This window comes from Thermoleptolyngbya sp. M55_K2018_002 (assembly GCF_015295965.1).
Classification (GTDB): Bacteria; Cyanobacteriota; Cyanobacteriia; order Elainellales; family Elainellaceae; genus Thermoleptolyngbya; species Thermoleptolyngbya sichuanensis.
Genome location: NZ_DVEA01000011.1, coordinates 1 through 9,570, shown reverse-complemented (window position 1 = coordinate 9,570; position 9,570 = coordinate 1). Strand labels below are relative to the sequence as shown.

Annotated in this window: 7 protein-coding genes and 2 pseudogenes; 4 read left to right on the top strand and 5 right to left on the bottom strand. The window is 58.7% G+C overall.

Translation table 11 applies throughout. The features are described 5' to 3' along the window. Positions 1-323, top strand: a pseudogene (locus IGS51_RS00395) (CAAX protease); the annotation flags it as partial. A gap of 14 nt (positions 324-337) precedes the next feature. After that, complete coding sequence (locus IGS51_RS00390) at positions 338-3,022, top strand: CPBP family glutamic-type intramembrane protease (RefSeq protein ID WP_297074800.1); 2,685 nt, start codon at positions 338-340, stop codon at positions 3,020-3,022. 75 nt (positions 3,023-3,097) lie between these two features. On the opposite strand, the gene IGS51_RS00385 is transcribed toward IGS51_RS00390, so the two are convergent. From IGS51_RS00385 to IGS51_RS00375, 3 genes are all read right to left on the bottom strand, one after another. Continuing rightward, positions 3,098-4,039: a MoxR family ATPase gene (locus IGS51_RS00385; protein ID WP_297074799.1), complete on the bottom strand. Its 942-nt coding sequence runs from the start codon at positions 4,037-4,039 to the stop codon at positions 3,098-3,100. A gap of 412 nt (positions 4,040-4,451) precedes the next feature. Then, on the bottom strand, positions 4,452-5,663 hold the full coding sequence (locus IGS51_RS00380; RefSeq protein ID WP_297074797.1) for a DUF4350 domain-containing protein: 1,212 nt from the start codon (positions 5,661-5,663) through the stop codon (positions 4,452-4,454). 52 nt (positions 5,664-5,715) lie between these two features. After that, complete coding sequence (locus IGS51_RS00375) at positions 5,716-6,396, bottom strand: DUF4129 domain-containing protein (protein ID WP_297074795.1); 681 nt, start codon at positions 6,394-6,396, stop codon at positions 5,716-5,718. Between the two features lie 466 nt (positions 6,397-6,862). Between IGS51_RS00375 and IGS51_RS00370 the strand changes: the two genes are divergently transcribed. After that, a complete protein-coding gene (locus IGS51_RS00370) occupies positions 6,863-7,573 on the top strand; it encodes an NnrU family protein (protein WP_172358954.1) in 711 nt (236 codons plus the stop codon). A 58-nt stretch (positions 7,574-7,631) separates the two neighbouring features. Continuing rightward, positions 7,632-7,991, top strand: a complete 360-nt coding sequence (locus IGS51_RS00365) for a thioredoxin domain-containing protein (protein ID WP_172356685.1) — start codon at positions 7,632-7,634, stop codon at positions 7,989-7,991. A gap of 206 nt (positions 7,992-8,197) precedes the next feature. On the opposite strand, the gene aroB is transcribed toward IGS51_RS00365, so the two are convergent. Together aroB and IGS51_RS00355 are read right to left on the bottom strand one after the other, a co-directional pair. Further along, positions 8,198-9,301 (bottom strand): 3-dehydroquinate synthase, encoded by a 1,104-nt coding sequence (gene aroB / locus IGS51_RS00360; RefSeq protein ID WP_297074791.1) that lies wholly within the window; start codon positions 9,299-9,301, stop codon positions 8,198-8,200. Then, positions 9,301-9,570: pseudogene (locus IGS51_RS00355) on the bottom strand (hypothetical protein); the annotation flags it as partial. The pseudogene IGS51_RS00355 and the gene aroB, both read right to left, overlap by 1 nt.

Genomic DNA, 9,570 nt, shown 5'->3' with positions numbered 1-9,570 from the left:
TGCTGCAAGAGCCAGAGCAGGCGCGACAGTTTCAGCAGCTTCGAGAATTGGGCAAGGATCTGGAAGGCAAGCTGCAATCTTTTGGCGGCCCACGACGCGACTGGGAGCGTAGCGAGTACAACCTGGGCAGCACGCTAGAAGACTATCCCTTGCGGAACCTGCGGATAGGGCTGGGCAGTTGGCGAACCATTCTGCCGCGCAAAGCCAGTGATGCGATCGCCCATGCGTTTCTGAAGCACGGCGCATCGGTATGGGTGCTGCGAACGAACCAGGTTGGCGGATTCGATCCAGATATCGAACCGATTGCGCCGATGACGCTATAGCACGAGGTTTCGGAATGCAGCGACGAACGAGAACAGCACGGCGATGGGAACGATGGCTCTGGATTTTTGGGATTAGCGCGATCGCCTTCGCGTTCATGCCTCTATACACGCCTCCATACACGCCTCTATACACACTCCTGCGAGATACGTCCCTGCAAGCCAGCGAACCTCCACAACATCTTTCGCTCTTCCCTTCCCAATACGCCTCCACGGTCATTGCGCCCTTCAACCAGCCCGACTACTACCCCATCGCCGCGCAGCCATCTGACGCTTATCGTCCGCTGGGGGACTGGACGGGTCGGCTGATTTTGCCCAGTGCAGAAGCGTATCAGCGAACCGCCGCCGCGACGCAGGAAACCGACTGGGCCTGGCTAGAAGTTCACCTTGCGCCTGCGGAATATCGCGCCTGGGTGGGGCAAACCGTGCGCCTGGCCTGGCAGCCAACTCCCCTCACCCAGGCCTACGTGGACAAAGCTTCCCGCGATGTGCGGTTTCCGCCCGCTGTGCAAAAGACGCTGGAAAAGAGCATCATCCACCCGATTCGGCTAAATGGGCGCGATCGCGTCGGGCCGCTGCAATCGCTGGCAGGCGGGCATCCCTATGACGATGTGACAGTAGTGCTGCGTGGCCGGGTTACGCCGGAGGGACAACTTGGGGCATCGCCGACGCTGCGAGTGGTGCGCGAACCTGTGCAGGAAACCGGGCGATACATCGGGCTAGTGAAGTTTCTCGAACCCGCGCCGCCTGCAAATGCTGCCGATCTGCCTGCCCAGTGTCCGGGTGAACCGCCCTGCGAGAGTGATGATTTTCGAGTGCGCCACTACAACCCCTCCTCGCGCCAGTTTGACGGGGCAGAAGAAATCATTCGCGTTCCGCAACAGCCACAAGATAAAGACGGCGTGTTTAACGCAACGACTCGTGACCTAGTGCGATCGCCCGTCGCGGATGCAGGCTGGTATATTACCGGGTCGCCCGATCGCACAGGGAAATTCACGGTGCAATCCATGCAGCCACGAATGCTGGTGCAACTCCAGCCCCAGCAAACAATCCTCGATTTTCGCAAAGGGCTGGATTACATTAACTTCCGCAACTGGCAGGATGCAGAGCAGCGCAAGGGAACGATTCAGAGCGTTCTGATTGATGCCAGCGCGAATACACCAGAGAACGCCAAAGCTGAATGGAAAGAGGGCGATCGCGCTTTGCTCATGCACCTATATGGCGGACGCGGCGGCAGCCACAAAGCCCGTGAATCGCTGATTCTGGGAACCTACGCGGGGCACTTTTCCTTTGGCTTGGGGCAGGTGGTGCGCGATCCATTCACAAACGAACTCATCTTTAACCTGGACTACCTCCAGGTCTATGGCAACGGCTCCGACGGCACTCTCTCTGGCGCAAACACCTGGCACAACTACATGGGCAGCTTGATTCGCGGCAAGGCTGGGACGCGCCCCGTGTCGGATGTGCTAATCAAGCTCGACACGCTGACCGAAGACTACGACTTTGGCGGTACTCGACTGTCCTTTTTTAACGAACTGCTGGGCGAACTGAGCCTGATCGGGGCCCGCTATCGCATTGGCGACGGCACGGGCGATTCAACCATTACCTCGGCTGCGTCATGTGTGCAGGACTCGGCGCAGGGAATGTTTCTGGCGATTCAGCGCTTCCGCCAGACCGTTGCCCAAAATCCACAGGTGACAGAATGGCTGCGGGCAAACCCCAATAACCCGACCACGCAGCGATTTCGGCGATTGGTGCGGCTGGGTAAAGATCTGGCTGACCAACTCATGCCGATGGGGGTTCTCCGCTGGGATTGGGCGCAAAATGCCGATGTGTTGATGGGCGTGCGTTTCCCAGAGGGATCACTACGCGCATCGCCCGAAGAAGATCCTGGCGAATTCATCAGCATCGACGATTTCCAAATCCGCAATCTGCTGACGGGGCTGATTAGCTGGCGCACCGCTATGCCCCGCCAGGCCCACGACGAACTGGCTATGCTGTTTCTCACCAACGGCGCAACGCTCTGGTTTCTGCGGCCCAACCAGGTCGGCGGCAACGACCCCGGCATTGCGCCCCTAGAGGCGACGCTGATTTTTGGCGGCTGGAAATTACCCTTCACGGAACTGCCCCTACTCACGTTCCTGGTGCATCGCACCTTCGGCGGTGCGACGATTCCTCGCGTGGTGGATTGGCTGGTCATGCTGACGGTCTTGCTGGCGTTCGGCGTGGTGGCGATCGCCACCACACGCGCTGTTCAAAAAAACGCTCCATCTCCTGCCGTCAAACATCTCCTGACCTGGAACCCCGCCTCCTTATCTTGGGTGCAGACTTTGCTAACGCTGGTCAAATTTCTATTCGTACCTGCGTTCCTAGAAGAATACCTGTTTCGCGTTTTGCTGATTCCTTATCCCAAACCCTGGATTGCCGAATGGCGCTGGTGGAGCTGGGCGCTGCTGGCGCTGGGGTTATACGTGCTATACCGCTGGCTACGTTTCCAATGGACAAGGCCGCAAGACTCAGCGGCTCCCCTGCGACTGCTCCTGAGTGCGCTGCTGGGACTGGTCAGCATCCTTACCTACCGCCTCACCAGATCAGCTTGGACGATTATCGCCCTGCACTGGCTTGCCGTCAGCGGGTGGTGGCTGCTGCTGGGCGGCTGGCAGCACCCGCCGTCTGTCTCAAAGTGGCAAGCTGGCAGATAAGCCCAGATTAAGCCCAGATAAGCCCAGATAAGCCGGAACAAGTCCAGATAACTTATCCTTTTCCTATCTCCCATCCTATCGGGGAACCGCCACCTGACCCAACAGCGAGTTAATCACCTCATCCACCTGCTGCCCATCAAGCTGGGCTTCGGGGCGGAGGATGAGGCGATGGCGGAGAAGCGGACGGGCGATCGCCTTCACGTCGTCTGGGGTAACGAAATCGCGCCCCTCTAGCCATGCCCTGGCTTTGCTGGCTTGCAGCCAGGCCACAGCCGAGCGGGGCGATGCACCCAGCCCCAGATCCGGATGCTGTCGGCTCCGCTGCACCAGCGCCAGCAAATAATCCACCAGGGCATCGGTCATTTGCACAGCGCGAACCTGCTGACGGGCTTTCAGCACTTGCTCAACCGACATGACGGGCTTGATTCGGCTCAGGTCGAGCCGCCGATTTTGCAGTCCCGCCTGCGCGTTGACCAGCATTTGTCGCTCTGCCTTGGGGTCGGGATAGTCCACCACCAGCTTGAACAAAAAACGATCCAGTTGAGCTTCGGGCAGCGGATAAGTTCCTTCAAACTCCAGCGGGTTTTGCGTGGCAATGACCCAAAACAGGTCTGGCAATGGCAAACTCTCGCCATCCAGCGTCACCTGCTGTTCTTCCATTGCTTCTAGCAGGGCCGCCTGGGTTTTGGGCGGGGTGCGGTTGATTTCGTCTGCCAGCAAAATCTGGGTAAAAATCGGTCCCTTTTTCAGGCTAAAGCTGCGCGTATTCAGGTCAAAAATATTTGTCCCCAAAATATCCGACGGCAGGATATCAGGCGTGAGCTGAATCCGCCGAAAGTCGCCCTGCACTAGCCGCGCTAGCACCTTTACCATCAGCGTTTTGCCCGTTCCCGGCACACCTTCTAGGATGACGTGCCCGCCACACAGCAGCGCCACCAGCAATTGCTGCGACAGGGCAGCCTGTCCAACGACGACGCGATCGAGCGCTTGGGCAAGGGTCTGGAAGGGGTTGGACATAGAAAGTGGGGGAAAGTGGGGTGCTGGAGTAACAGATCTGGGAGGACTTTTTACAGGAGTTCCAGGAGGCCGAGCGAGCAGAACATCTGAAATCTTACTCTCCTGCTTTCATCTACTGGGTATACACAAGTCTTCTAGGCTTGAGCGGCGATGCTTTGATCCCCCCTTTACCCCCCTTAAACAAGGGGAACCGAACCCGGAGTGACCCGAAGCAGAGAGGGCTGGCTCGGAAGTCCCCCTTAATAAGGGGGATTTAGGGGGATCTTTCAGAACCTTATGAAAACAATCGAGAGGTCTGTCCGATCGTAGCCTCCTTTTATCCTTCCATCATCTCGCTATCTGCCGCCTGCGTGACTCCGTCACTCCAATCTGCCAATCAATCCACCAGTCCACTCATCCCGCCATCATGCCATCACTCCCGCCTCAACGCCTGCACCCGGCTCACCCAGTCCAGCAAAGCGCGATCGCCCAGCCGTTTCTTTCGCTCTGGATTCAGCAGACGGCGGAGTTCGGCGGCGGGGCGGCCGGTGTGCTGTTCCCAGGCGTGGGAGAGGGTGAGCAGGTCGGCGGGAATAGTGCCTAGTCCGAGCGATCGCTGGAGGTTGCTCTGTTCGGCTTTGCAGAGGGTGTCGATCACAAATTCGGTCGATTCGGCTTTGCGGAGGACGGTGCCGAGGGCCTGGATGTAGGCTTCGCTGTTGTCCAGTTTTGGGGGTGGGTCAGGCAGCGGCTTTCCCATGCGGCGATTGCCAGCCCACACCGCCAGCGCCAGCAGCACCAAGGATTGCACAACCAGCAGCGCGATCGGCGTGCGGCTCAGGTATGCCCAAACGGATTGGGGCGATCGCCCGGTCGCAGCCTCTCTCTGGGGGGCACGATAGCCGTGGATATATTCGTCTACCCAGACGGGATACCCCGGTTCTGTCACCAGATTGGCCAGAAACGAGAAATTTCCCGGCTCGTCCTGATAGGCATTGGCGGCCAGGTGGGGCGTGGCAACGCGGATGACTTTGCCTGCGCCCACTGTCTGCTCCCACGCAACGAGTCCAAACGGATCGCTCAAGCGGGCATTGAGTCCGGGCGACGGAGCCTGACGGCGGGGGGTTTCCACGGTCACCTCGCCTTGGGGGGTGGGCAAGACCGATCGAAAGGGTGCGCCCGTGACGGGCGATCGCACGCCCACCAGCACCAGCACGTTGCCCCGCCGCAGCCAGTCCTCATCGGGGCGTAATAATTGCTCCACGAGCGGCGCAATGCCCACCAGCGTCATCGGCTCCGCTGGGCGATCGTTGAGGGAGGAACCTGCCCCCGGATTTTCTCCAGAGCCAGGGGCCGGAGGTTTGCCAGCGCCGCTCCCCGGACTCTGAGCATGGGCCGAAATGGGCATGGCTTCGGGCAGGCTGGAATCGGGCGGCGCCAGCAAGTCCTCAAACGGGCGCTGCCACCGCTGCACGGGAGTTCCCTGCGCCTGCATATAGGCAAACCAGGCTCCATAGCCGTCGGGGGCGCGGCCGTAGGTCGATCCGGTTCGCAGGCGGGTGCTGGGAGCGGCGATCGCACTCAAGACCACCAGCGTCGCCAGTGCAACTGATAGAACAATCCAGGCGCGACGGTTCAGCTTCATGGCAAATTCATGGCAACACTTCCGCAAGATTTCGACAAAATTTGCAAGATGGCTACTGGGAAGTCGAAATTTCCCGGTAGGCCCGCTCACACTGCTCGAAGGCTGCTGCCGAAACCGGAGTTGGGCTGAAACAGAGCCGCTCGTGGGTGCGAATTAGCACTTCATAGGGCTGAGCATTGGGCAGTGCATTCAGCAAGTGGAGATATTCGCCATCTGTGCGGCTGGGCAGGGGCGAAATCTGGTGGCGATCGCTCAGTCGATGCAGCGCGGCATGATACAGCGCTCGGCAGGCTTCTCGATAGTCGCCTTGGCGCTGGGCCGCCTGCGAACGGGCCAGCCATTCGGCAGTGCTGAGTTCCGGCGCTGGGGCTGGGGGCATGGGGGCGATCGCCCGGCCCTGCTGCCGCTGAAATGCCTCCCAATAAGGCCGTAGCCACTGCACAAGCCACCATGCAGCCCAAATTCCCAGCAGCCCCACAATCCCCCAGAACAGCGCCTGCAAGACCCACTCTGGCGGTATCCAGCCTAAGAAATTGGGGCGGTTCGGGCTTTCACCAAACAGCACCCACTCGATCCACTCGCCCACCTGCTGGAGCGATCGCTGCACCTGCCAATCCAGACTCGTTTTGGCAAAGGTGCCTGCGGCCTCTGGGGCTGCGGTGGCGATCGCCCCTGCTGAATAGACTGCTAGATAGACCGTTAAATAGACCGAAAGACTCCCTGCAATACCCATCGCATCGGCTGTTCACTCTCTCCCTAACATATCAGGGGGCAAGGGAATCGACACAATTGCCGAATCAATGGATGCTTTCTGGAAGGCAAACAGGTCGTTTTGCTTCAAAAATGAGTCACCAATGAGCCACCAATGAGCCACAAATGAGTCGCGGACTGGAAGCCGCAATTCTGCGTTTTCTGTCGGAATGAAACTTTAGGATCAATTTGGGATCAAGAATCTTCCCATTTTGGCGAAATTAGCATTGGCTGAATATGCAGGAACCTGTATCCTGTAACACGAAGGGAGTTTTGATCCCTGCTGTGGTTGGCTCAAAATCTGGCTGGTTTTGATGCTGATCTTACAGACCAGGTTATAGACCAGGTTGCAGACCAGGATTATGCTGCCCGGTTCGCCCGCCTGACGGACTTGCCTCCGTAACCGCTGCCACTGTACCCCCTAAGCTCCCGACTTGGCTCCTGATCTCATGCGTGACGACTGGCTTACCTCCAGCCACTTTGTAATGTTTGGGCTGTTGATCGGGTTTGCGATCGCCCATAGCGGCCTCGCGGCCTTGCGTCCCTATGCCGAAAAGCGCATCGGGGCACGTCCCTATCGAGTGATTTTTGCGCTAGTCAGCCTGCCCCTAGCCACGTTGCTCATTGTCTACTTCATCCAGCACCGCTACGACGGGCTGCGACTTTGGAATGTGCAGGGTGTGCCAGGGGTGGAACCGCTGGTGTGGGCGCTGTCGGCGATTTCGTTCCTGTTTCTCTATCCGGCTACGTTTAATCTGCTAGAAATTGCGGCTATTCAAAAACCTCAAGTTCATCTCTATGAAACGGGCATTATTCGGATTACCCGCCATCCACAGATGGTGGGACAGGTAATCTGGTGCATTGCCCATACGCTTTGGCTGGGGACGACCTTTATGCTGGTCACGTCTGCGGGGCTGATTCTGCATCACCTGTTTGGCGTGTGGCATGGCGATCGCCGCCTGACCCAGCGCTACGGCGAAGCGTTTGCAGCGGTCAAAGCCCGCACATCGGTCATTCCCTTTTTGGCAATTCTCGATGGTCGTCAAACGCTCGAATTCAAAGAGTTTCTTCGCCCCGCCTATGTCGGCGTGGCGATTTTTGTATTGTTATTCTGGTTTGCCCACCCGCTATTCATCCAAGCAACAGGTAATCTAGGGTAATAGTGTGATCCCCGATTGATCCCCTACTGGTTTTCAACTTTTCTTCTTAAAAACTCCTATGCCACTCTCCGTTAACGAAAGCAATTTCTCGAAAGAAGTTTTGGAATCTTCGACCCCAGTTCTGATCAACTTCTGGGCCCCTTGGTGTGGGCTATGTCGGCTCATGAACCCGATGCTGAATCAGCTTCAGGCAGAATGGGGGGGACAGATCAAGCTGGTGACGATCAACGCCGATGAAAACTTTAAGCTGGCAAATACCTATCGGCTGACGACGCTGCCCACGCTGCTGCTGGTGGAAGGGGACAGGGTGCTGCATCGGTTTGATCACTTCGCCAGTCGAGACGACATCCGCAATGCCTCCGAGTCTTTCCATGCGGTGCTTGCTTCTCTGCTGGGCAGCTACAGCTACACGGCATAGCACGCCTGGCGAGTTTGCCATACCCCAATTCGTATACTCCAGATATCCTTCGTCGCTGCACGGATGAGCCTGTGCAGCGACCGCCCCTCAAGTCGCCTCGCAAGTTGCCCCGCAATTACGTCTTTTCAATCAAGCCTTTATACCAGGGCGTTGACGTGAAGCTGCCTGTCTAGAATTCTTCTAAGATTTTTTCTTCTAAGCCTTTTCTAAGCCGCTTCAGCCATTGCCAGCAGCACCTTGCGAATCACTGCTGGCGTAGCCTGGTCAGTCTCAATTACCGTGCCGATTTGCGTCGGCAGGATAAATCGCACTTGGCCCGCCTTCACCTTCTTGTCGGTTTGCAGGGCGGCGATGATGTCTTCTAGGTCGAGTCCGGCGGGCAGGCGCGTAGGCAGGCCTGCTTTCTGAATCAGCGCGGTTTGGCGACGGTTAGAGTCTGCATCCCATAGGTTCAGTTGGAGGGCGATCGCCCCTGCCGCCACCATGCCAATGCCCACCGCCTCGCCGTGATTCACCAATTTATAACCCGTCAGGCTTTCCACTGCGTGCCCAATCGTGTGCCCGTAGTTGAGAATTGCCCGCAGGCCCGCCTCCTTTTCGTCCTTGCTGACAACGTGCGCCTTCGCCTGACAGGATCGCGTCAAGATCGTCTGCATGAGTTCTGGCGAAACATAGCGCTGCTGATCCAGCCGCTTTGCCTGCTCTAGCTGTTGAAACAGGTCGGCATCCCAAATCACGCCATACTTGATCACCTCTGCCATGCCTGCGCGAAACTCGCGGGGCGGCAGCGTCGCCAGCACCTCCGGATCAATCAGCACCAGGCGCGGCTGGTGAAACGCGCCGATTAGGTTCTTGCCGTGGGGATGGTTTACCCCGGTTTTGCCGCCGATGGAGGCATCTACCATCGCCAGCAGCGAGGTCGGCACTTGCACAAACCGGATGCCCCGCAGCCAGGTGGCCGCCGCAAAACCCGCCATGTCGCCCACTACGCCGCCGCCCAGCGCCACAATCGCTGACGATCGCTCTAGCCGATGGGCCAGCGCCACATCGTAGAGCTTCTGAATCGAACCCAGCGTCTTGTAGCGCTCACCCGCCGGAATCAGCGCGTGGCACACGTCGAAGCCGGCCGCCTCCAGGGAGGCGATCGCCCCTTCGCCATAGCGCCGAAAAATCATCGGGTTCGACACCAGCATCAGCTTGCGCCCCAATCCCAACGGCTGGAGACAAGTTCCCAATTGCGACAGACCGCCGGGGGCGATCGCCACCTCGTAGGAATTTTGCGGCAGATCCACCGAAATCACAGCGTTCATCAATCCTGCTTCGCTCCGTAAGACTGCCAATAGCCCAGGGTTTCATCTTTGGGCGGGCCCCCCACAGGCGGCGGCACGACCTGGCCCGCAGCATGGGTCGGCGGCACCCAGCTAATCGGCGGCGGCAGCACCTTCTCGGTCGAGCCTCCACCCACCGGGGGGGGCACCGAATGCGGCAGCGGCTGAGACCCGATAGGCGGCGCAATGCTGTAATCCGACGGGTAAGCGCCCACGGGCGGCGGCAGATGCGGCTGCTGCGGGCGAGAGCC

What these genes read in the sequence shown, in the direction of transcription:
- IGS51_RS00390 (WP_297074800.1), top strand. Translation starts at nt 338, where the DNA reads ATGCAGCGACGAACGAGAACAGCACGGCGATGGGAACGATGGCTCTGG.
- IGS51_RS00385 (WP_297074799.1), bottom strand. Translation starts at nt 4,039, where the DNA reads ATGTCCAACCCCTTCCAGACCCTTGCCCAAGCGCTCGATCGCGTCGTC.
- IGS51_RS00380 (WP_297074797.1), bottom strand. Translation starts at nt 5,663, where the DNA reads ATGAAGCTGAACCGTCGCGCCTGGATTGTTCTATCAGTTGCACTGGCG.
- IGS51_RS00375 (WP_297074795.1), bottom strand. Translation starts at nt 6,396, where the DNA reads ATGGGTATTGCAGGGAGTCTTTCGGTCTATTTAACGGTCTATCTAGCA.
- IGS51_RS00370 (WP_172358954.1), top strand. Translation starts at nt 6,863, where the DNA reads ATGCGTGACGACTGGCTTACCTCCAGCCACTTTGTAATGTTTGGGCTG.
- IGS51_RS00365 (WP_172356685.1), top strand. Translation starts at nt 7,632, where the DNA reads ATGCCACTCTCCGTTAACGAAAGCAATTTCTCGAAAGAAGTTTTGGAA.
- aroB (WP_297074791.1), bottom strand. Translation starts at nt 9,301, where the DNA reads ATGAACGCTGTGATTTCGGTGGATCTGCCGCAAAATTCCTACGAGGTG.